Origin of the sequence: Pseudomonas sp. B34(2017) (assembly GCF_002112915.1) — a bacterium.
Classification (GTDB): Bacteria; Pseudomonadota; Gammaproteobacteria; order Pseudomonadales; family Pseudomonadaceae; genus Aquipseudomonas; species Aquipseudomonas pharyngis.
Map to the genome: position 1 here is coordinate 842,047 of NZ_NEJA01000002.1, position 21,669 is coordinate 863,715.

General features: G+C 58.0%; 21 protein-coding genes and 1 pseudogene. 14 read left to right on the forward strand and 8 right to left on the reverse strand.

Annotated features, from left to right (window positions below):
- Positions 1 to 31: 31 nt before the first annotated feature.
- On the forward strand, positions 32 to 658 hold the full coding sequence (locus CAF80_RS09255) for a DUF4157 domain-containing protein (protein ID WP_254778444.1): 627 nt from the start codon (positions 32 to 34) through the stop codon (positions 656 to 658).
- 58 nt (positions 659 to 716) lie between these two features.
- Here CAF80_RS09255 and gabP read toward each other — a convergent pair whose 3' ends face one another.
- Together gabP and CAF80_RS09265 are read right to left on the reverse strand one after the other, a co-directional pair.
- Positions 717 to 2,123, reverse strand: a complete 1,407-nt coding sequence (gene gabP / locus CAF80_RS09260; protein ID WP_074690743.1) for a GABA permease — start codon at positions 2,121 to 2,123, stop codon at positions 717 to 719.
- Between the two features lie 438 nt (positions 2,124 to 2,561).
- Positions 2,562 to 3,776 (reverse strand): aldose 1-epimerase family protein, encoded by a 1,215-nt coding sequence (locus CAF80_RS09265; RefSeq protein ID WP_074690742.1) that lies wholly within the window; start codon positions 3,774 to 3,776, stop codon positions 2,562 to 2,564.
- 570 nt (positions 3,777 to 4,346) lie between these two features.
- On the opposite strand from CAF80_RS09265, the gene CAF80_RS09270 reads away from it, so the two are divergent.
- The 4 genes and pseudogenes from CAF80_RS09270 to CAF80_RS09285 all read left to right on the forward strand — a co-directional run bounded on the left by CAF80_RS09270 (position 4,347) and on the right by CAF80_RS09285 (position 7,617).
- Positions 4,347 to 4,709: a DUF6124 family protein gene (locus tag CAF80_RS09270; protein WP_074690741.1), complete on the forward strand. Its 363-nt coding sequence runs from the start codon at positions 4,347 to 4,349 to the stop codon at positions 4,707 to 4,709.
- Between the two features lie 168 nt (positions 4,710 to 4,877).
- Positions 4,878 to 5,327, forward strand: a pseudogene (locus CAF80_RS09275) (GNAT family acetyltransferase); the annotation flags it as partial.
- A 125-nt stretch (positions 5,328 to 5,452) separates the two neighbouring features.
- On the forward strand, positions 5,453 to 5,959 hold the full coding sequence (locus tag CAF80_RS09280; protein WP_256574569.1) for a DUF3916 domain-containing protein: 507 nt from the start codon (positions 5,453 to 5,455) through the stop codon (positions 5,957 to 5,959).
- A gap of 203 nt (positions 5,960 to 6,162) precedes the next feature.
- Positions 6,163 to 7,617 (forward strand): ATP-dependent endonuclease, encoded by a 1,455-nt coding sequence (locus tag CAF80_RS09285; protein WP_074690740.1) that lies wholly within the window; start codon positions 6,163 to 6,165, stop codon positions 7,615 to 7,617.
- Positions 7,618 to 7,864: 247 nt separating this feature from the next.
- On the opposite strand, the gene CAF80_RS28530 is transcribed toward CAF80_RS09285, so the two are convergent.
- From CAF80_RS28530 to CAF80_RS09295, 4 genes are all read right to left on the reverse strand, one after another.
- Positions 7,865 to 8,260 (reverse strand): TIR domain-containing protein, encoded by a 396-nt coding sequence (locus tag CAF80_RS28530; RefSeq protein WP_139184878.1) that lies wholly within the window; start codon positions 8,258 to 8,260, stop codon positions 7,865 to 7,867.
- A complete protein-coding gene (locus tag CAF80_RS28535) occupies positions 8,244 to 8,684 on the reverse strand; it encodes a hypothetical protein (RefSeq protein WP_074690738.1) in 441 nt (146 codons plus the stop codon). The genes CAF80_RS28530 and CAF80_RS28535 overlap by 17 nt, the downstream gene beginning before the upstream one ends.
- Before the next feature lie 182 nt (positions 8,685 to 8,866).
- Complete coding sequence (solA, locus tag CAF80_RS09290; protein ID WP_170844936.1) at positions 8,867 to 10,030, reverse strand: N-methyl-L-tryptophan oxidase; 1,164 nt, start codon at positions 10,028 to 10,030, stop codon at positions 8,867 to 8,869.
- A 280-nt stretch (positions 10,031 to 10,310) separates the two neighbouring features.
- The gene (locus tag CAF80_RS09295; protein ID WP_074690737.1) at positions 10,311 to 11,234 is read right to left on the reverse strand and encodes a LysR family transcriptional regulator; all 924 of its coding nucleotides are present in this window, start codon (positions 11,232 to 11,234) and stop codon (positions 10,311 to 10,313) included.
- A gap of 105 nt (positions 11,235 to 11,339) precedes the next feature.
- Between CAF80_RS09295 and CAF80_RS09300 the strand changes: the two genes are divergently transcribed.
- The 4 genes from CAF80_RS09300 (at position 11,340) to CAF80_RS09315 (ending at position 15,294) form a co-directional block, all read left to right on the forward strand.
- Complete coding sequence (locus CAF80_RS09300; protein ID WP_074690736.1) at positions 11,340 to 13,307, forward strand: alkyl/aryl-sulfatase; 1,968 nt, start codon at positions 11,340 to 11,342, stop codon at positions 13,305 to 13,307.
- Between the two features lie 153 nt (positions 13,308 to 13,460).
- Positions 13,461 to 14,099 (forward strand): response regulator transcription factor, encoded by a 639-nt coding sequence (locus tag CAF80_RS09305; RefSeq protein ID WP_074690961.1) that lies wholly within the window; start codon positions 13,461 to 13,463, stop codon positions 14,097 to 14,099.
- A gap of 225 nt (positions 14,100 to 14,324) precedes the next feature.
- Positions 14,325 to 14,579 carry a transmembrane sensor/regulator PpyR gene (locus tag CAF80_RS09310; RefSeq protein WP_074690735.1) on the forward strand — a complete coding sequence of 85 codons (255 nt, stop codon included), beginning with the start codon at positions 14,325 to 14,327 and terminating at the stop codon, positions 14,577 to 14,579.
- Between the two features lie 292 nt (positions 14,580 to 14,871).
- Entirely contained in the window at positions 14,872 to 15,294 is a 423-nt protein-coding gene (locus tag CAF80_RS09315; RefSeq protein WP_371916409.1) for a phage infection protein, read from the forward strand.
- A 16-nt stretch (positions 15,295 to 15,310) separates the two neighbouring features.
- On the opposite strand, the gene CAF80_RS09320 is transcribed toward CAF80_RS09315, so the two are convergent.
- Positions 15,311 to 16,879 (reverse strand): winged helix-turn-helix domain-containing protein, encoded by a 1,569-nt coding sequence (locus tag CAF80_RS09320; protein WP_074690733.1) that lies wholly within the window; start codon positions 16,877 to 16,879, stop codon positions 15,311 to 15,313.
- 251 nt (positions 16,880 to 17,130) lie between these two features.
- On the opposite strand from CAF80_RS09320, the gene CAF80_RS09325 reads away from it, so the two are divergent.
- The 5 genes from CAF80_RS09325 (at position 17,131) to CAF80_RS09345 (ending at position 20,748) form a co-directional block, all read left to right on the forward strand.
- Complete coding sequence (locus CAF80_RS09325; RefSeq protein ID WP_074690732.1) at positions 17,131 to 17,886, forward strand: SDR family oxidoreductase; 756 nt, start codon at positions 17,131 to 17,133, stop codon at positions 17,884 to 17,886.
- A gap of 30 nt (positions 17,887 to 17,916) precedes the next feature.
- Complete coding sequence (locus CAF80_RS09330) at positions 17,917 to 18,330, forward strand: cupin domain-containing protein (protein ID WP_074690731.1); 414 nt, start codon at positions 17,917 to 17,919, stop codon at positions 18,328 to 18,330.
- A gap of 166 nt (positions 18,331 to 18,496) precedes the next feature.
- On the forward strand, positions 18,497 to 19,012 hold the full coding sequence (locus tag CAF80_RS09335) for a GNAT family N-acetyltransferase (protein WP_039771072.1): 516 nt from the start codon (positions 18,497 to 18,499) through the stop codon (positions 19,010 to 19,012).
- A 37-nt stretch (positions 19,013 to 19,049) separates the two neighbouring features.
- The gene (locus tag CAF80_RS09340; RefSeq protein WP_074690730.1) at positions 19,050 to 20,090 is read left to right on the forward strand and encodes a GSCFA domain-containing protein; all 1,041 of its coding nucleotides are present in this window, start codon (positions 19,050 to 19,052) and stop codon (positions 20,088 to 20,090) included.
- Positions 20,059 to 20,748: a hypothetical protein gene (locus CAF80_RS09345; protein WP_074690729.1), complete on the forward strand. Its 690-nt coding sequence runs from the start codon at positions 20,059 to 20,061 to the stop codon at positions 20,746 to 20,748. The genes CAF80_RS09340 and CAF80_RS09345 overlap by 32 nt, the downstream gene beginning before the upstream one ends.
- A gap of 43 nt (positions 20,749 to 20,791) precedes the next feature.
- On the opposite strand, the gene CAF80_RS09350 is transcribed toward CAF80_RS09345, so the two are convergent.
- Positions 20,792 to 21,661: a TauD/TfdA family dioxygenase gene (locus tag CAF80_RS09350; protein ID WP_039771066.1), complete on the reverse strand. Its 870-nt coding sequence runs from the start codon at positions 21,659 to 21,661 to the stop codon at positions 20,792 to 20,794.
- Positions 21,662 to 21,669 lie beyond the last annotated feature (8 nt).

The window sequence follows — 21,669 nt, forward strand, 5'->3', positions numbered from 1 at the left end:
CGGATCTGCCACCTGACCACCCGTAGATGGAATGCCTATGTATGGGGCGACGCAAAATGAAAGGGTCGTACACCGAGGGGCCTTCGGCGCGTCCCCCTTTTTGTGCTTGGTCCTTTGCTTGACGCTTGCAGCACCAGCCCAGGCTGACACCTGCCCCGCCGGCGAAAAACAAGTGTGTCTCGACAGCTGCATTTGCCTGCCGGACCCGGGGCGTCTGTCTGAAGACCTGTTCCTGATCGCGGCACCCGCTCTGGCGATGGGATTGACCCAGGCCCGCGCCGAAGCCGCCAGCACCGAGATCAAACCGATTCCCCCGCACATCCGGGAGCAACTGTTGCGCTGGTATGACCCCGGCGTCCTCGATGCCGTGCACTACAAAGTCACCAACGGCGGCCAATACAACGCCGCCACGGCCATCCTGCAAAACCCGGATGTCGGCGCGGTGACGCTGATCGACATCATCCTGTTCCGCGATGCTGAAACCGCAGAACACAACTTCGCGCTCTGGGCCCACGAACTGAAGCACGTGCAGCAGTTTCAGGAATGGGGAGTCGACGGGTTTGCGCAGCGCTACACGCAGGATTTCAATGCGGTCGAGGCACCGGCGTATGCGATACAGGGCGAAGTCAGACGTTGGCTGCGAGCCGAAGCCCGGTGATCGGACATCCCCTGCGTCCATGCCGGGGCCAGCCCCACCGTTCAAGCACCAGAAACACCTAGGCCTTGCCCGCTGAAACCGCCACCCTCGCCTGTCCATGCTGGCGCGTGGTCACCAGACCGATAAAGGAAATCGCCAGCGCCAGGCCGATGGTCGACGTCACTTCCAGACGATGCTCGGGCGTGACCATCATCACCGCCAGCGCGGCGCAGATGAACGCGATCACCAGCCACGTCAGCCATGGAAACAGCCACATGCGAAACGTCAGCTCGACGTTCTGCCGACGCAGCATCCGGCGCATGCGCAATTGCGAAACCGCGATCACCAGATAAACCAGCAACGCAATCGCACCGGAACTCGCGAGCAGAAACTGGAACAATCCGGCCGGCATGAAATAGCTGAACAGCGTCACCCCGGCACCGATCACGGTGCTGGCGATCACCGCCGACCTCGGCACGCCCGCCGCGGAGGTCACTTTCAGCGGTTGCGGAGCATCGCCACGACGACCCAGCGAGAACAGCATCCGCGAAGAAATGTAGATCGAGGAATTCATGCAACTGGCCACTGCGATCAGCACGACCACATCGACCAGGAATTTGGCGTTGGGAACGTTCATCAACTCCAGCGCGCGCTGGTAAGAACCGACGGACGCCAGCAGCGGATCGTTCCACGGCACCACGGAAATCACCACGAAAATCGACAGCAGATAAAACACGCCGATGCGCCAGATCACCGAGCGCGTGGCCTTGGCGATGTTCTGCGCCGGGTTGCTCGATTCGGCGGCCGCGATGGTCACCGCTTCGGTTCCGATAAAACTGAACATGATGGTGATGAACGCCCCGACCACCGCCGACAAGCCATTGGGCGCAAACCCGCCATGCTCTTCCATCAACCGGCTCAACCCGCTGGCCTCACGCTCCGGAATCCAGCCCATCAACACCGCGAAACCCAGCCCGATGAACCCGATGATCGCCACCACTTTGGCCATCGCAAACCAGAACTCGAACTCACCGTACTTGGACACGCTGAACAGGTTGGTCACCACCAGCAAAATGATCGACAGCAACGCAAACAACCACGCATCGACCTGAGGAAACCACTGATTCAAGACATGCCCGGCGGCCAGCGCTTCGATCGGAATGACCAGCACCCAGAACCACCAATACAACCAACCAATGGTGAACCCCGCCCAGCGGCCGATGGCCTGATCGGCATAGGTGGAAAACGATCCCGTGTCCGGGTGGGCCACGGCCATTTCACCGAGCATGCGCATGACCAGCACGACCAGCAGACCGGAGAAGAGATAAGCGAGCAAGACGGCCGGGCCGGCGGCGGCAATGGCGTGGCCGGAGCCGACAAACAGCCCCGCACCGATGATGCCGGCAATGGAAAGCATGGTGACATGACGCGGCTTGAAGCCCTGCGCCAACTGACCGTTCGAGTCCTTCGAGTTCAGGCTATTCATTGTTTTTGTTGTTCTCTGGTGATCGACGTTTGGGCGTACTGACGACGTGTCAGGCGATCATCATTTCTTCCTCTTGCCCTGCTCCAGAGCGGCGCACCTCAAGCGCTGCAGCGTTACAAATCGGTCGGACGACGACGCAGGGCGATGAAATGATGCGTCACCTTACGTGCCCGGCGTTGATCGCAAATAGCCTGGGAGCGGCACGACGGTGTCTGATTTCGACATGGTGAATAGCGTTCGGGCCCGTTCGAGAGCGCCTTCACAAAATTAAAAAAGGTAAAAAAGGGTAAAAAAGGGGACTGATTTATTTAGGAAAAATGACTAAAAAAGGGGACTAAAAAAGGGGACTGATTTATTTAGGAAAAATAGATCAGTCCCCTTTTTCACGTCCCCTTTTTCACAAGCCGATGTCGCTGAACAGTTGAGCGACCGCCGGCTTCAGCTCTTGGTCAGATCAACCAACGGTGTCTGCCGCACCTCGGTCTCCCGCCCGGCCTGAATGTCGCTCACCTGCTTCAAGGCCTTGTCCACGGCCGCCTTATCCGCCAACAAGCTGTAGCTGATGCGGAAGTTTTTGTGTTCCTTCGGCCCGATTGTCGGTACCAGGTTCAGTGGCCGCTGATAACGGCGGTTGTAGGAAAAACTCGTCCCCGGCTCCAGCCCGGTGACATAACCCTGGCGTTGGGTATCGGTGTTCTTCCACAGGGAAAACACCGGCAACGTCTGCGTATTGAAGCCAACCGAAACGCCCAGGCTGCCGGCCTTGTTATGCAACACGGTCAACGTATCGCCCTTGGCATCGGCATACGGCACGACGTTGTAAACAGTTTCGTCGTAGTCCTTGGTCGGTGCGCGGTAGGTTTGCCATTCGGGCAAATCGCCCTTGGCTTTGTCGTTGAACGGCGACACTTGTTTCACAGGCGCGGCGAAACGAGCGCCCTGCTCCAGAAACGGGGTGCTGAAGTTGCTGTGGTACAGCGCCTGGTATTCCTTCGGATAGTCACCGTTGTTGGTCAGAGTGTCGTTAAGCGCGAACACTACGCTGCCGGGTTCGGTGACCAGTTCGGTGGCGACGGAGAAGTCGACTTTCTTGAACGCCTGCTCTTTCAGCTCACCGCGCAGGGTAATGGCGTACGGTGGCGTTTCATCGATGTGCAGAGTGACTTTGTTCGCAGGAATGTTGGCGGCCCGGCCGTGCAGGGTCAGCAGTTCGCCGTTGTCGACGCCGGGGTGACCGACCCATTCGTATCCGCAGCGGGTCACCAGCTCATTGAAACCTTCGAGCCAGCCCAGACCACCGCGACCATTGAGTTCGATGAAGGACGGATTGACCACTTCCTTGACCGGCGAATCCCAGCCCATGCGCACGTCGCCGACCGAGGCCTGCAAGACATTCATTCCCCGCGTCGGCACCACCGAGAGTTTCATCGTGCCGTTATCGATGTCGACAATGCTGACGCCCTCCTGCCGACCACCATGCAAGGTGCGCAGGCTGACGCTGAAGGGTTTGTCGGTTTTCACGCCGAGTTGCTGGCTGGTGATCTGCCAGTTTTGAGCAGCTTTGTCGGTGTCGAGCAGAACGTAATCCCAGGCCATGGCATGGGAGGCAGCGGACAGTGCGCTGAGGGCAACAACGAGTTTGAGCGGGGTCATGGGAGCAGCCTTTCTTGGAGTTGTGTCGTTTTTATAAACCTGCTGAAACGATTCATCAAGCTTAAAAAGTGATGCGCGCTGGTAGGTGCCGAGAAAGAATGGGTACGGACTGGAAAATTGAAATCGATGTGATTGCGTTATCCCGCAGACTGGAATCCGCTTTCATTCAGGAGCGGCATGGGGTCTGATTTCGACATGGCGAGGGCAACGTGTTTAAGCGTTTTTTGAATGGTGTTTAGAAACGCCCGGCATTACTTCCCCACGGCTACAGCGTCTTGCGTCATTGCCTACGACTACGCCAGAATCCGCCGGCTTGTGCGTCTGGGGTGCGGGTTTTATCGTTTCCGGGTCACTGAAAAACAGTGATCGGGTTTGGTAGCCCGCAGCGCTGACGCATTGCGTCACCTATGCAGTTGCATTCATGCGACTGGATTTATGGTGGCCATGCTCAGGGCTTCTTCGGAAGCGCCGGTTCCAGTGCTCCGGTCTACCAACCTGCGTATGGTCGCCACCCCTCGTTTGGTAGCGAGAGTGGATGACTCCCATTTAATAAGTGCTGGAGATTCATCTATGTTCAAACCAACACCGAACCCACCGGAAACCGATCCGGTTTCCCCGTACAAATTTCCCGACTCCCGAACGCTCAACGAAGCGGCCGAACGCGCGCTCGATCACTACCTCACACCGCAGCAACGGATCATGGGCAGCCATCACAAACACGACCCCATGTACATGGCCAACCCGGCCTACAACACCGAATCACTCCTGGCCAACGCCAGCGAATCATTGGGCTCGGCCAGCGAGATGCTCAACAACTTCGCTGCGACGCTGGAGCCGGCCCATCGCAAGACTGCGATCGGGATTGCGCAGTTGGTGATGTTGAGTGAGTTGGCGGTGAACCAGGCGTTGGATCATGTTGAGGTTAAGAGCTAAACCCCTACCCTCTTAACGTCCGGATAGCACGCATCGACAGAGGGAGTGAGCGTTGCCAATAGCTGCCATGGTAAATGGCAGCTATTGGCCAAAAAGAGACAGTGGACATTACCTACGCCAAGGCGCTAGCGTCAGCCCCTTCAATGTGAGGGCTACAACATGGACGCTATTGCCGACTACTCAAATGAACACCATCGCCGTTGCGTCGTGGAACTCTGGCAAACCGTTTTCGGCTACGAAACCGCGCACAACACTCCCAGCCTCGCTATCGACAAAAAACTGGCCGCAGCGGATGGCCTTTTCTTTGTTGCCCTGTCAGGAAATGAAGTTGTTGGCACCGTTCTCGCCGGATACGACGGCCATCGTGGATGGTTGTACTCGGTGGCGGTGCACCCGTCGTACCGCAGAAAAGGCATAGGGATGAGTCTGGTCCGTCATGCAGAGGGGGCTTTGACGGCGCGAGGCTGCATGAAAATCAATCTGCAAATCGTCAGCTCAAATGAAAGTGTCAAAGCGTTTTATGAGTCTCTGGGCTACTCGACCGAACCTCGCATCAGCATGGGGAAGAAGATCGAGTCGAATATAGTGGTTCCTGAAGAGAAGCCCTTTTTTCGGTAAACGCCCGGTCAAGTCGCCTTGACTTAAGTGCCGGGAGAGAATGACGCTGACGCAGGTGTGAGCAGTGGCCATTTTTCTCGTCCCCATTTTTTCTAGCCGTTAGTTTCATCACACCCCATAAGGACATGCCCTTGCGAAGATTGCGCCTCAGTAACAAAAAACTCCGAAACATCCCCCGCCATCTCCGTGCATTGGAATACTGGGCCGCGAGTTTCAACGGTGAGTTCCATCCTCGCTTCGATGAGCACGAGCGCTACTCAAACTGGAAAATCCCGGTAATCAACACCCTCGTTCAAGGTCCGCAAGCACGTATCGAAGTGCAGGCCTTCTGTGTTCAGCAGTTGCTCGAAGCAGCAGCCCACCTTTCACGCGCGGCGGATCGCAGCCAAGGCTACTACCGCGTCGCCTGCTTATTGACTTGGCCCTGGTTACACCAGAGTGAAGTGACTGTGTTCTATGATCGTGAGTACTACTTGAGTTTTCTGGGGCAGCAGAACTCGCTTGCCCCGATACACTTGAGCGATAGGCTAGCCTTGGATTTGCCCGAGCAATTCATTGAGCATGGACATGATGTAACCCAGGACGATGATGAAGTTGACGTTCAGTGGTGGTGTATCGGGGAGCGTGCCTGACTAATGGCTCGATCCGACAACGGGGACTGCTTTGCTTCAGAAAAATAAATCAGTCCCCTTTTGTTCTTAGGTTCGGTCCCCTTTTGTTCGCTAGGCCTGATTCGGGTGATTGGGACGGGTAGTAGACAAGCTAATGGCAAAATAGTAGCTTCCGAACAGCACTGCCGACCAACCATACGGGTTCTACCCAGAAAGGATTTCAGATGGCTGATTTCGCCAAAAAGATTCAATCTAAATACATTGAAAAAAACCGGTATTCAAACTTCGGATCTAGTTTGAGGAAAGTCGTTATAGAAGGATTCAGGGGAATTTCATCGCTCGAACTCAACCTTGATTATCCGATTACTGTAATTTCAGGACTCAATGGAGCAGGCAAAAGCACTTTGGGGCAACTTGCTATTTGTGCATATAAGAAGCCTTCCACCGCAACCGATTACAAAAGGCAATACATCAAGGATTTCTTTCCGGTTTCACCAGCTGACCCAAAGCCAATATCTGATGACGCAAAAGTAACTTACTTCTATGAAACAGACGATCATAAAAAACCACAGGAAGTTTCTGTTGCCCGCGCCAAATCTGCGTGGTCAGGATATAAAAGACAACCGGAGCGACACTGTTATTATGTAGGATTTACCGTTTACATCCCAAAGGTTGAAAGACGAGACCTAAGCATTTACGGGGGCGCGCGATTACTGTTCACCGATAAAAGAGAGATAGAAGAAGACATCATAAAAAAAATGGCTAAAATCATAGGCCACAAATATGACGATGTTAACTTTCAAGGAATTTCTCACAAAGGAAAAGAGCTTGAAGTCGGGATCGCATCAAGGCTGGGATATTCTTACTCTGAAAACAATATGGGCTTTGGGGAAGGTCGCATACTTTACACGGTAGATGCATTAGAGACATCGCCAGAGCAAAGCTTGTTTATTCTTGAAGAGCCTGAAACATCATTGCACGAAAGTGCTCAGTACGAATTTGCGAAGTATCTTATAGATGTATGCAACAGGCGCCACCATCAAATTATCCTATCTACACACTCTAGCGTTATTATTGGAGCTCTACCATCTGAAGCAAGGAAATTGATTCTTAGAGACGAAAACGGAGTGGAAATAATCGATCGAATCTCATCCAATCAGGTGAGGTCTATTCTTTCATCGGGACATGTCCGTCAACTCGATATTTGCGTCGAAGATATTTTTGCTAAAGTTTTGTTAACAGAAGTCATCAGATTAAAACGGAAGGAATTATTAAAAACCGTTGCGATTCACGACATAGGAGATAAAGACGCTGTACGCGAAGCCGTTCGCGTTCTTCAAAAAACCGGCAAAAAAGCCATTGCCGTAAGAGATGCTGATGTTGGCAGCGCTCCTCAAGAAAGTTTGTACTCATTTCCTGGTAGCCGCCCTCCAGAAGTAGAAGTATTTCAGCACCCTGACATTCAAAACTTTCTAAAGAAGAAATATGGCCTGGACGTGAACTGGGTGCTTGAGAAAAACAGTATCACGGACCACCACAAATTCGCACAATGTTTAGCTGCAGAAGCAGAAACCGAAGAGAGTGTTATCAGAACAAATGCAATTGAACAGTATATTTTAAGAATCAGCGATGAGTTTGATACTTTAATAGAGAGCATTGAGCGCCACGTAAACTTGTGAAACCTAATTTGCGATAAAGTGGGGCCCACAAATCCCACACCCTTTTTAGATGATCCCAAGCAACTTGGAATCGTCCATGGCAGCTTCAACGTCGACATTGTTCAAAAAAAGGGGATGATTTATTCTTCAGAATTAAATCAGCCCCTTTTTTTTCGCTTTCAACAACTGGTTCTCACCAACAAACGCTATTGAAGGTGATCTTATTCTACCTAGAATTCTCCCGTAAACGGTCGTCCGCTCTTGGCCGTTAGCGATCACGTCTGACCGGCTGCGTGCCCCATTTCAAGCCATTTAGCGCCACTATCAACTGTTGTTCAGTGGGCATAACGTTACGAATCTTTATTGATTTCACTGGAATTCCGCAGCTTTTGGCCATTTTAATCTCCCATTGAACCCATTGGGATTGTTCAACAGATGCCGTTTCCAGTAGCAGTAATAGGCTTGAGTTCTGTAATTCGGATTTTACGCGAGCCTGTTTCATTGGGGAGTCATTATGGATAAGGTCAATAAAAGGTTTACCTAGTGTAGAAATGATGCTCAGCAATGATGCCAAGGACTCTTTATTTATGATCGAGTCCCGGGTCGTGTAGCTGACAAATATTTTGCTGTTTTTATTCGAGCATAAATCATGAGATTTTTTCATAAATAACGCCCCCAAAACTAAGTATCAATGCATAGAAGTACAGACTCATTGATCGATTAAAAAATGCGCTCCCCCAAGAGTTTTCAAGCTTTGAAACATGCTCTTGCTTGTTTGAGTTTCGGGTTCTTATTTGATCGACAAGTTTGTTTATTTTCTGTCTGTTCGCCCTCTGATAGTAGTACGCATTAGCATCGCACAACCAAAAACCAAAGCTTATTGCGGCGCATATATGCGAAATCGAACTCCAGCTTGTCGGGGTTCCGAATTTAAGCAACGCCGCGATAACAATTCCAATTACACCAACACAAAGTTTTTTATATTCAAAGCATTGATTACTTATTTGTAGAGTTGCTTCATGAAGCTGCTCAATTGATGACCAATCAAGTTCGTCTTCATGGCATTTTTTGTACTCATTTCTTTCCATTATACAAGCCTTGATATTTTTCGGCGAAATGGTAATCGCGACTAACGAAGGATAGCGATTTATGATTGCAGAAACGCATATGCCAAGCAATCAAGAAAGAGGCAAACTCGAATAACCTTGAATTCACCGAAAAAGTGCACAACTGTCTGCTTTTGGCCGATAGCATTCACTCGCAAGCACCGTCACTCCCACCCAAACCGCCCCACCGAAAACAACGAAAGATCCAGCTCACTCTCCCCCCGCAAACACCACTGCGCAAACGCCTCCCCCAGCGCCGCCGAGTGTTTGAACCCATGCCCGGAGCACGCAGACACCACCAACGTGTGCTGCAACCGTGGATGCTCATCAATGATGAAATGCCGATCCGGCGTAACGGTGTAGGCGCAAACCGCTGACTTCACCACCCGATCCGTCAGCCCGGCAATCCGCCCCTTCACCTGCTGTTCGTACATCTCGCGTTCTTCCTCGGCCGAGACTGTGCGATCCAGAGTTTCAGGCGTGGATGCGCTGTGATACTGCGCCGTCGCCACCTTCAAACTGCCCTCCCCCGGCAATGCGGGGAAGCCATAGAAATCGTCGTCCGGGCCGTGAGTGAAGATGAACGTGGGTGAGTGGCCGACCAGTTCCGCGTCGGGCTCGGTTTCGAACCAGAACAGTTTTTGCCGATAGACGCTGAGCAGTCTGTCGAACGGTGCGCCGAGCAAGCCGCCCGCCCAGTTGCCGGCGGTGACCACCAGTTTTTCCGCTCGCACGGTGCGCTGGTCGGTGGTGACGGTGACGCCCTGTTCGTCCGAGCTGATGTGGGTCACGGTCTCGCCCTTGTACAGCGTGGCGCCGTGTTGTTCGGCCAATCTGAGTTGCACGTCGATGCAGCGTTCGGGCCGTACAAAACCGCCTTCGGGCTCGAAGTAGCCAATGGCGTCGTCGCGCACCTGGGCAAACTGCGGGAAGCGCTGGCGGATCTGGGCGGCGTCGAGGACTTCGTGTTCGATGCCGTAGGTCTGTGCCAGGGCGATGGTGCGCAGGGTGAAGTCGGTTTCGTCGCCGGGATCGAAGTCGGGGCTGGAGGTCAGCACCAGCAGGCCGGACTGTTCGAACAGCGACTCGCCCGACAGCGCTTCCAGTTCGCGCCAGATGCGGTGGGAGTTGCGCACGATGGGCACGTACTGCGCGCCCTCGCCTACGGACAGCCGGGTGATGCGGGTGTCGCCATGGCTGGAGCCGAACGTGTGCGGCGGATGGTGGCGGTCGATGCCGACCACGTTGACCCCGGCCTTCGCCAGTTGATACACCGTGGCCGCGCCCATGGCGCCGAGGCCGATGACCAGTGCTTCGCATCGTTCCATGATTGATTTCCGCTCAGACAAAAGAGCCACAGTGAAGCGGATCAGGCGATGGAAAACAATCCGTTGAGCGCCGCGCCCAGGCAAAAATGCGGGAGCCGGGCTAATTCAATCAGGTTGTCTGTCGGTACTAACTGTAATCAAGCGAAATTTGAGGTTGGGAACCCGGGGAATGTCCTTTTGACCAGCCACTGATTGTCCTTTCGTCCATGCATCGACAGCCCCTCGCAAGGGGCTGCACGACGTTAACGAAGCAGGAAAATCGGGGCTGTAGGACGCGTCTCTAAAAACGTGGGGATTGTTCGACGTGAACGGATTGCATCTCGCCAACCACAGCCTCAATCACACACAACGCCGTCGGCGACAAGCTTCTACCCTGCAAACTCACCACCCCGATTTCAGAATGAAATCCCGGCCTGTCGACAACATGAAGCTCGATCAAACGCCCCACCCGAATGTCTTCAGCTACGGCGCCATGGATAACGCCGAGGATGGTGTCAGTCGAGCCGGCCACGGTCTTGAGCAACGCCACGTCATCACACTCCAGCACGATGGGCAGTGCCTGGCGGGTGGAGATGCCGAGGGTTCGGGCGGTCTCGAGCTTCACCACTTCCGGCAGGCGCGTTGTGGCGATGCCGTAGCCTTCCAGTTCGCCCATCGACACCTGGCGTCCGGCCAGCGGGTGCTCCGGTCGTACGAAAAAGCCTGCCGAGACTTGGCCCAGCGAACGGATCAGCAGGTCGGATACCGCCGTGAAGTTGCGGATATCAGCAACAAAGAATTCGATCGCCTCAGCGCGCAGTCGCGCTTCGAGAATCTGCCAGTTGTTCACTTCCACGCGCAGGGTGACCGCCGGGTGATCCAGGCGCAGTCGCGGCACTACTTGATGCATCAACATGGCCGCCGGGAACGGGCCGACGCCGAAGGCGAGGCTGCCCAGTTGGCGATCGCTGTAGAGCGCCATGTCCCGCTCCAGCGAACGGGCATCGAACAACAGCCGCCGCGCCCGCTCGATCAGAAACTCTCCCGCCGGTGTCGGGCGGACGTCGCCGGTGTCGCGATCGAACAGGCGCTGCCCGGTTTCGCTCTCCAGCGCCTGAATGCTGCGGCTCAGGGCCGGCTGGCTGAGGTGCACGCGCTCGGCCGCGCGGCCGAAATGGCGTTCATCGGCCAGTGCGAGAAGGTGTGACAGTCGTTTAAGGTCCATTCACGCGATGCTAGCGACGCATTATCCGGATGTAAACAATGCATTGGATACATCGCTGCCCTGCCCCTAGGCTGGAGCGCATTCGCCCCTCGGAGAACAACAAGAATGAAACCGACCCTTTACACGATCCTCGCCCTGACGCTGGTGTCCCTCGCCGGCTGCGACAACAAGCCCAGCATCGCAGCCGGCGACGCCACGCCCGCCACGGCCGCGCTGATCCAGGCGTCGATCAAGGGCCTGGATCTCAGCGACAACCGGGACATGGAAGATGCCCAGCGCGGTTTCATCGCCCGGCCCACCGGCAAGATCCTCGGCGCTGACGGCAATGTCCTGATCGATTTCGATGCGTACCGCTTCGTCGAAGGCCAGGCGCCGGCCACTGTCAACCCGAGCCTGTGGCGGCACGCGATGCTCAACGCACAGATCGGTCTGTTCAAGGTTCGCGACGGGATTTACCAGTTGCGCGGTTTCGACATCGCCAACATGACACTGATCGACGGGCAGACCGGCTGGATCGTGGTCGACCCGCTGACCTCCCGGGAATCTGCCGCAGCGGCGTTGGCATTTGCGCGCGAGCATCTGGGCAACAAGCCCGTCACCGCGATCATTTTCACCCACGACCATGCCGACCATTTCGGCGGTGTGCTGGGCATCACCTCGAGCAGCGAAGTGGCCCAGCGCAACATTCCCATCGTCGCGCCCGCCGGTTTCATGGAGGAAGCCACCAGTGAAAACATCCTGGCGGGGCCGGCGATGGCGCGGCGTTCGATGTATCAGTTCGGCAAGAACCTGACGCCGGGCGCCACCGGCATTGTCGACACCGGGCTGGGCAAGAACGTCGCTTACGGCAGCATGGGCATCCTGCCGCCGACGCAGATCATCGACCAGCCGATCCAGCCGCTGGTGCTCGACGGCGTCAGCTTCGTGTTCCACAACATGCCCGGCGCGGAAGCCCCGGCCGAGCTGACCTTTTCGATCCCCGCGCTCAAGGCATACGGCGGTGCGGAGCTGCTGACGCAGACCATGCACAACCTGCTGCCGATCCGTGGCGCCAAGGTCCGCGATGCGCTGCGCTGGTCCGACTACATGCAAATCGCCCTCGACGAACTGGGCGACACCGAGGTCTATTTCGGTCAGCACAACTGGCCGATCTGGGGCAACGAACGGATCCGCGAATTCATCACCAAGCACCGCGACGTCTACAAATACCTGCACGACCAGACCGTGCGCCTGATGAACGCCGGCTACATCCCCAACGAGATCGCCGACAAGATCCAGCTGCCGGATTCGCTGGCATCGTACTTCGGCACCCGTGGCTATTACGGCGACCTGCGCCACAACGTAAAAGCGATCTACCAGATGTACCTGGGCGCCTACGACGGCAACCCCGCCCACTTGAATCCGCTGGTGCCAAAGGAATCGGCAAAGCGCTACGTCGAATTGATGGGAGGCAATGCCAAAGTGATCGAAGCCGCCCGCGTGGCCTATGACAAGGGCGAATACCGCTGGGTCGCCGAGCTGCTGGATCAGGCCGTGCTGGCCAAACCCGACGACACGGCGGCCAAGGAACTGCTGGCCCGCGCGTACGAACAGATGGGCTATCAGGCGGAATCGGCAACCTGGCGCAACAGTTACCTGACGGCGGCCATGGAGCTGCGCAACGGCCCGCCGGCCAAGGGCGTCAAACGCTCCGACCTGATCGAGCTGATGAAGCAGACGCCCACCGAACGTTTCCTCGAAGCCATGGCTGCGAGCCTCGACGGGCCGGCGGCGGATGGCAAGCACTGGACGTTCAATCTGGTGCTGACCGATACGAATGAATCGTTCGTGCTGTGGATCGAGAACGCCGTGCTGCACTACCGAAAAGGCCCGACCGCGGCGAACGCCAACGCAACGCTGACCGTCACCAAGGACCTGTTCGTCCAGCTGCTGGGCGGCGCTGCCGGACTGAAGGAAGCGTTCACCTCCGATGATCTGAAGGTGGATGGCAGCAAGGTCGATCTCGTGAGATTCCTGGGGCTGCTGGAAAAGGCGTCGGGGAATTTTGCGATAGTCGCCCGGGCAGGAAACTGACCCACCGAGGCCATCGATTGATCAAACTCCCGGTCGATGGCCTCTGGACGCTTACCCAAGCAAAATCCAATGAAAACCGGAGGCTCGGTCAAAGCTTTCCATTGGATTGTTCAGCATCCTGCGCAACCCGATCGCCGCGAAGCCATCCAGCGTATGGACGTAGAACTTGCACCCGAGCGAAACCCCGAATCCATCGTTTTCATCATTGATGATGACGCTCCTCTACGTGAGGCGCTTGGCAGCCTGCTGCGCTCCATCGGCCTGCGCGTCGAGCTGTTCGGATCGGTCGCCGACTTCATGCAATACCAGCGACCTGACCTGCCCAGTTGCCTGGTGCTCGATGTGCGATTGCAAGGCACCAGCGGGCTGGTCTTTCAGCAGGCGCTCGCCGACGCCAACATCCATCTGCCGATCATTTTCATGACCGGGTACGGCGACATCGCCATGACCGTTCGCGCCATGAAAGCCGGTGCCGTCGATTTCCTGGAAAAACCGTTTCGCGAGCAGGCAATGATCGACGCCGTGGTCGCCGCGCATACGCGGGACAGGTCACGCCGCGAGTGCGAACGCCGCCAAAATGAATTGCGCACACGCCATGGGACACTCACGGTCAGAGAGCAAGCGGTGATGGCGCTGGCCGTCTCGGGTCTGATAAACAAGCAGATCGCCAGTGCCATCGGCCTGAGCGAGATCACCGTGAAGATTCACCGCAGCCAGGCCATGCGCAAGATGCGCGCGCAGTCGTTTGCCGATCTGGTTCGAATGGCCGAAAGTCTGGGCATTAACCATTAGATGTATCGCCCTTATGCGGCGCGCATAGAGTTGTTTATATACGTTGGTATGACTTCTCCATACGCTGGCAGGATAAAACCAAACTTATGCAACATGGTTGATCCCTACCGCCAACAGTAAAATCCCTCCATCAAATGCGACGGCCGGCAAAGTTATTGACTTCGTGGTTTCCTCGCGCGCCGACACTTGTCGATCCACTCATTGACTCAGGGATGACTGATCAACATGTATGACTTTTTTGAAGACTCGTACCGCGTGCTGAAGTTGTCCCACGTGTTGCTGGCCGGTGGCCTGGGCATGTTGATGGTGGGGATTTTCCTGGCTTATGTGTTTGACGCTCACTTGAACTTGCCCACGCTGGTCGGCGCGCACGGGATGACGATCCTCGGGCCGACCGCGATCAAGCTGGGCTACGTCATGCGCTTGATTGCGTACAACCGTATTCGCCTGGCAGCACAGGAACATGGAGTTTCCCATTAGAAGTATTCGATTGAGTTCAGACCTGTCTGGTTGCAACCGGAAGTTCATTAACGAAATCCCACTACGACTCAGGATGATCATGATGAAAACTATTGGATTGGTATTACCCGTCGCCATTGTTTCAGCCACCTGGATAGTTGCCACTCATGCATTCGGCGCAAGTTGCCTGCCCGATATGCCGGTGGCGAACAGGCAGGAAACCAGTGCTCCGGATTCAGAAACTTCATCAGTGCAACAGCACCGGGCCAGAAAGGCGCCGACCCAGATTGCTGAAGGGGGGGCGGATCGGCTGATGGAGCGTCGTGTTGCCGAGGGCGGTTCGGATCGCCTGATCGAACGCCGGGTGGCCGAAGGCGGCTCAGATCGCCTGCTCGAACGCCGGGTAGCCGAAGGAGGCTCAGATCGCCTGATCGAACGCCGGGTAGCCGAAGGAGGCTCAGATCGCCTGATCGAACGCCGGGTAGCCGAAGGAGGCTCAGATCGCCTGATCGAACGCCGGGTAGCCGAAGGAGGCTCAGATCGCCTGATCGAACGCCGGGTAGCCGAAGGAGGCTCAGATCGCCTGATCGAACGCCGGGTAGCCGAAGGAGGCTCAGATCGCCTGATCGAACGCCGGGTAGCCGAAGGAGGCTCAGATCGCCTGATCGAACGCCGGGTAGCCAGCAATCAGTACGATGCCGCGATGAACATGCAAATGCATTTTTCGATGGATTGATTGGCCGGCTGAGCCCTTACTCCGGCAACCCCGCCAACCGCAAACCTTCGGCAAACCGGGCAATGTCTTCAGGTCGTTGAATGGGCAACCACGCGCGCAGGCTGGACACCCGCAACGTCGGGTCCAGCTGACGCACCCGTTCCATGGCCTGCCCGGCTTTGTCGGCTCGTTCATTGAGCGCGTGGCTGGCGGCGATCAGGGCCGCCGCTACCAGCAGACTGGGCAGGTTTCCCTGCGCTTTCTCGGCCCAGGAAACCGAACATTCGAAGCGACCGGCGAAGAAGTGCGCCAGCGCCATCCCGACCTGCATGCGGAACATTTCCGGATCCAGCGGGCTCAGGCGTACGGCATGTTCAAGGTTGGCAATGGCGGCTTCGGTTTCGCCACCCAAGGCGCGCAGGATGCCACCCAGATACCAGGCCGGCGCCAGATTGGGGTTGAGCAATCGAGCTCGATCAAGCAGGGCGATGCCGCAGTCGACATCCCCGGTCAGATGGGCCAGGGCATGACCGCAACGGGTCAGCGCCACGGCGTCATCGCGCCCCAGTTCCACACCCATGCGCGCCAGCCGCGCACCTTCGGCGATTTCCCGGGGCCGGTCGGTCATCCAGCCGTTGAGCTTGCGCCAGAAGTGGCACCACGCAGCCATGCCATACGCCGAGGCAAATTCCGGATCCAGTTCGATTGCCCGGTAGAACAGCGCCAGTGACTGCTCGATCGCCTCTTGAGTGCCGATGTGCAGCTTGGCCGTGCCCCGCAGGTAGTAATCGTAGGCATCGAGGCTGTCGGTGGGCTTGCGTTTGGCCCGCTCGATTTCCGCGCGCTCGAGCTGCGGCGCGATGGCGCCCACAACGCTTTCGGCCACCTGATCCTGGAGTTCGAAAATATCGTCGAGCAGGCCTTCGAAGCGCTCGGCCCACAGATGCGTGCCGCTGCACGCATCAATCAACTGGCCGGTGATGCGGATCTTGTTGCCGCACTTGCGCACGCTGCCTTCCAGCACGTAACGCACACCCAGTTCCTGTCCCACGCCCCGCGCGTCGACCGCCCTGCCCTTGTAGGTGAAGCTGGAGTTGCGGGCGATGACGAACAGCCAACGCAGGCGCGACAGCGCGGTGATGATGTCTTCGACGATGCCGTCGGCGAAGTAGTCCTGCGCGGGGTCGCCGCTGAGATTCTGGAACGGCAGGACGGTGATCGACGGCTTTTCCGGCAGGACAAGTGTCGTGGCCACTTCGGGTATCGCAGGCGCTTCGGGCGCATTGACGGGGCTGTCGCTCAAGGTGATTTCGCCGACGAAGCGATAGCCCTTGCGCGGCACCGTACGCACCATGCGCTGCTGCTCACCGGTGTCGCCGATGGCCTTGCGCACGGCGTTGATGTGGCTGGTGATGGTTGATTCGGAAACGATTCGGCCACTCCACACGACGCTCAATAGTTCGTCCTTGCTCACCACCCGCTCACGGTTGCTGACCAGTAACAGCAACAAGTCAAAGACCTGCGGCCCGACAGTCACGACTTGCCCGCGCCAGGTCAGTTCCCGGCGCTGCTGGTCGAGCAGGTAGTCTTCAAACACAAATTGCACGGTGGCTGTTCTCTGGTCTGGCGCCCCCGACTCCGTGTCCGAGCGGGCGATTGTCGTGCGCCCAATGATACGGCAGACCCTGGGCCGTCGCACCGGTCTGGGCATTGGTCTACGCATCTGCCGACGGATTGGCCTGTCTGGACAAAAAACCAAGGCAAATCCAAGGTCATCACAAGGATTTGCCCGAGCGCCGCAAGCATGCTCAACCCACATCGACAGCAACGGTTGCGGTCGGCAAGTGGAGAGATGCCATGAAGATAGTCGTAATCGGAGGCACCGGCCTCATCGGATCGAAACTTGTGAACAATCTGCGCGAACGCGGCCACGATGCCCGCGCCGCCTCCCCTAATACCGGCGTCAACAGCATCACCCGCGAAGGCCTGGCCGAAGCGATGGACGGCGCCCAGGTGGTGGTCGATGTGTCCAACGCCCCTTCGTGGGAAGACCAGGCCGTACTCGACTTTTTCGAAACCTCCACCCGTAACCTGCTCGCCGCCGAAGCCGCCGCCGGGGTTCGCCATCACGTGGCGCTGTCGATCGTCGCCAGTGAGCGCTCGCCTGCCAACGGCTACTTCCGTGCCAAGGTCGCGCAGGAAAACCTGATCAAGGCCTCGAGCATTCCGTACACCCTGCTGCGGGCCACGCAGTTCTTCGAATTTGTCGGCGGCATTGCCCAGTCCGCCACCGTCGGCGAGGAAGTGCGCCTGTCGCCGGCGCTGATCCAGCCCATGGCTTCTGACGACGTCGCTGCTGCGCTGACGGATGTGGCACTGGCAGCGCCGATCAACGGCACACAGGAAATCGCCGGTCCCGAAGCCATGCCGCTCGACGAGTTGGTCCGGCGTTTTTTCCGCGCCACCCACGACACCCGCAAAGTGATCCCGGACGTCCACGCCCGCTACTTTGGCGGCGAGCTCGACGACCAGTCGCTCACCCCCGGCAGCAGCAACCCGCGCCTGGGCCCGACGCGCTTTGAAGACTGGCTGGCGAAATCGACCCAGCACTGAAACACCCCACCTATTTCAAGGAGTATTGCCATGTTCAGCCGAATCCTGCTGGCCGCCACGTTTGCGGCCCTTTCAATCTCATCCGTCTCGGCCGCCGAGCCGCAGGCAGGCAAGGTCACCGTGGTGTTCGACCGCGCCCTGCCGAACGTTCCGGGAAAATCCATGAAGGGCGTGCTGGTGGAATACGCACCCGGTGGTTCTTCGCCGGCGCACTTTCATCCGAAGTCCGCGTTCATCTACGCCACGGTGCTTGAGGGCGCCGTGCGCAGCAAGGTAGGCGACGGGCCGGAGAAGGTCTACAAGGCCGGGGAAAACTTCGTCGAACAACCGGGCGACTTCCACGCGGTGAGCGCCAATGCCAGCACCACCGAACCGTCACGTCTGCTGGCAGTGTTCGTGCTCGACAGCAACGAGACCGACCTGGTCAAACCGGTCAAGCCGTAACCGATCCATACGCCAAACCACCTCCGGCAGCGCGGCTGCCGGAGAGCACCGCTAAGGGGCGCGTTCAAGGTCGGCGTTGCAAAACATGGCCGATCAAAACATTGATCTTTCGCCCCACACCCAGTAAAAAACCGTCTTCCCTTTCCGCCCTTGCAAGGAGCAGCGGATGCTCGAACTCGCCACGCAACGCCTGGACCTGCGCACGATGGTCGAATCCGACTGGCCGCTGTTCCTCAGGCTGCATTCCGAGCCGCAGACCATGCAGTACGTGTTCGGTGAAATTGCCGAAGAACAGGTACGCAAAGGCTTCGAGCATCGGCTTCCGGCCTGGGGGCCGCAGTCGGATCACTGGTTGTGTCTGGTGGTGACCGACAGGGCCAGCGGGCAGGAACTGGGCGTGACCGGTTTTCGTATCCTGTCGCCAGGGCATGCCGAGGTGGGTTGCCTGCTGTTGCCCGAGCATCAGGGCAAAGGCTTTGGCACCGAGTCGCGGCAGGCGATCATCGACTATGCCGCCGCCATCGGCCTGGACTCATTGGAGTCGACCGTGACCGACGGTAATATCGCGTCCTGCAAGGTTTTGGAGAAATGCGGTTTTGTATTCGAGCGCCGCGTGCCGCAGGCCTATCAGATTGGAGATCGGTGGTTTGACGACCTGATCTACCGCTATCAAATCAGTTGACCCCGTTTTATCAGCGACCGCCAAGGAGGCCCTCGTCGTGAATCCTTATCAATGCCTGCCACCCCGCGCTTTCTGGCGCACCGCCGTGGCTGACAAGCCCGCGCTGAACATCGATCAACTGTGGACGCCGCAGTTCGAGATCGGCAACAAGGACGCCATCGTCACCGCCGGCTCGTGTTTCGCCCAGCACATCGGCCGGGCGCTGGGCGAACGCGGCATGAACTGGCTGGATGCGGAACCGGCCCCGGCCGAACTGCCCGCAGCCGACTGGAAGGCCCACAACTACGGGGTGTTCTCGTTCCGCACCGGCAATCTGTACACCCCGGCGATGCTGTGCCAATGGCTCGAATGGGCCTTGGGCGTGAGCCTGCCACCCGACGAAACCTGGGCCCATGACGGGCGTTTCTTCGACCCATTCCGCCCCGCCGTGGAGCCCGACGGCTTTGCCAGCGAGGACGCGCTGTTCACCTCGCGCGAAGCCACCCTCGACGCCATTCGCAGCGCCCTGCGCCGAGCCAAAGTGTTCGTGTTCACCCTCGGTCTGACTGAAGCCTGGCAGAACCGTCAGACGGGTCTGGTGTATCCCGTGTGCCCCGGCACCGTGCGTGGCACTTTCGATCCGCAGCTGCACCGTTTCTGCAATTTCGGCTTCATGGACACCTATGGCGACATGGTGCGGGCGCTGGAATTGATGCGTTCGATCAACCCGCAGCTGCGCCTGCTGCTCACCGTGTCACCGGTGCCCCTGACGGCGACGGCCACGGGCGAACATGTGCTGAGCGCCACCACCTATTCCAAATCGGTGCTGCGCGCCGTCGCCGGGCAGCTGTGCGAAGACCTGCACGACGTCGACTATTTCCCTTCTTACGAAATCATCACCGGCACACCGTTCAAGGGCGCGTTCTACCAGCCCAACCAGCGCGAGGTCACGCCCGAAGGCGTGGCGTTTGTCATGCAGCAGTTTTTTGCCGGGCTCGATGCGGTTCAACCGGTGCAGACGCCGGTCAGCGTGCCCTCCACCTGCGTGTCCAGCGAGGAGCTTGTCTGTGAAGACGCCGTGCTCGATTACTACGCCTAGGTTTCTGCTGCTGGGCGACTCCCATGCCGGGGTCATCGGCAAAGCCGCGCAGGCCCGCGAGTTGCCGTTCAGCGGCGGCCCGCTGGGCACCGGCAGGGATTTCGCGGTGGATTTTTTCAGCCTGACCCGCCATGACGTGCTGTTTCGGGACGCCGAGATGGAACGTCTGTATCGCCAGGCCCTGGCGCCTTTCGAAGTGCCGCAGCTGGCGAAGGTCGGGGTGCCGCTGGTCAGCACCCTCGGCCTGAGCCTGCACTACCTCGCCACCGCGCCGAACTGGACGTGCTACCAGACACCGGACGGCGAATTCGACGAAGGTTTTCTCGCAGGTCCCCTGTTCGAATCCATCGTCGACACCTTGTCCAAACCTGCGCTGGCGTTCTATGAACAGGCCCGGGCGATGAACCTCAAGGTGTTCGCCGTGCTGCCGCCGCAGCGGGTGCCAGAGTTGTCCGATCCGCGGGTGTTCATGGCCGCGCAGGCGCTGCTGATCGAGCGCCTGCAAGGGCTCGGCATCGAGCTGATCGACGTGCGCGCGGCGGCGAACGATGAGCAGGGTTTTCAGCTTCCGGCGTACTGCGAAGTGGATGACCCGTTGCACGGGAATCTGGCGTTTGGCGAGCTGATCGTCGAGCAACTGCTCAAACAAGGTCTGTAAATGAGCGGTGGGAACGGCCCCCGCTCCCACCGTTTTTTTAGACTCAAGCCTTTGGCTGCGTCCCCAGAATCGTCACCCGCTCGCCATACCGCGAGTGCGGGAAATAATCCCAGACCGCATGGTGTTGGGTGCAGCGGTTGTCCCAGAACACCAGACTGTTCGGCGCCCAACGCACGCGGCAGCTGAGGACCGGCTCACGGGCCACCAGATCGAACAGCATGTTCAACAGCACCTGACTTTCGCCGCCAGACAACTGGACGATGTGCGAGGTGAACCCGGAATTGACGAACAGTGTTTTACGCCCGGTTTCCGGGTGGCGAACCACCACCGGGTGCTCGGTTTTCGGCAGGTTGGCCGGCGCCTCATAGCCCTTCCACGGAATCGCACCGTCATGGATCGCGGTCAATTCGCCGAGAAACTGCTGCATCGTCGGCGACAGCATTTCCAGCGCCAGGTGCATGTTGGCGAACAGCGTGTCGCCGCCGGTGCCGATGGCCGGGGTTTCCTTGACGTACAGCATCGAGCCCATGGACGGCGCCAGATCGGCGGTGCCGTCGGTGTGCCAGGTTTCGCCGGCCACATAGCGCGATTGCGCATTGGCGCGGATCACCACCAGCTCCGGGTCATCGCCGTCGATGTCCTCCACCGGCAGCGCCCGCAGCTCACCGAACAGCCGGCCAAACGCCTTGTGTTCGTCCACCGTCAGGTGCTGATCGCGGAACACCACCACGTGATTCTCCAGAAAGGCCCGGCGGATTTCCGCGAGCTGCTCGTCGCTCAGCGGCTGCGAAAGATCGACGCCGCCGATCTCGGCGCCGATGATCGGCGTGATCCGCTCGACCGTGATGTGTTGATACGGCGCGCGCCGTTCGGCGGCGATGCGCTCGATTGCCTTGAGTGCCAACTGATCCATGTTCCCTC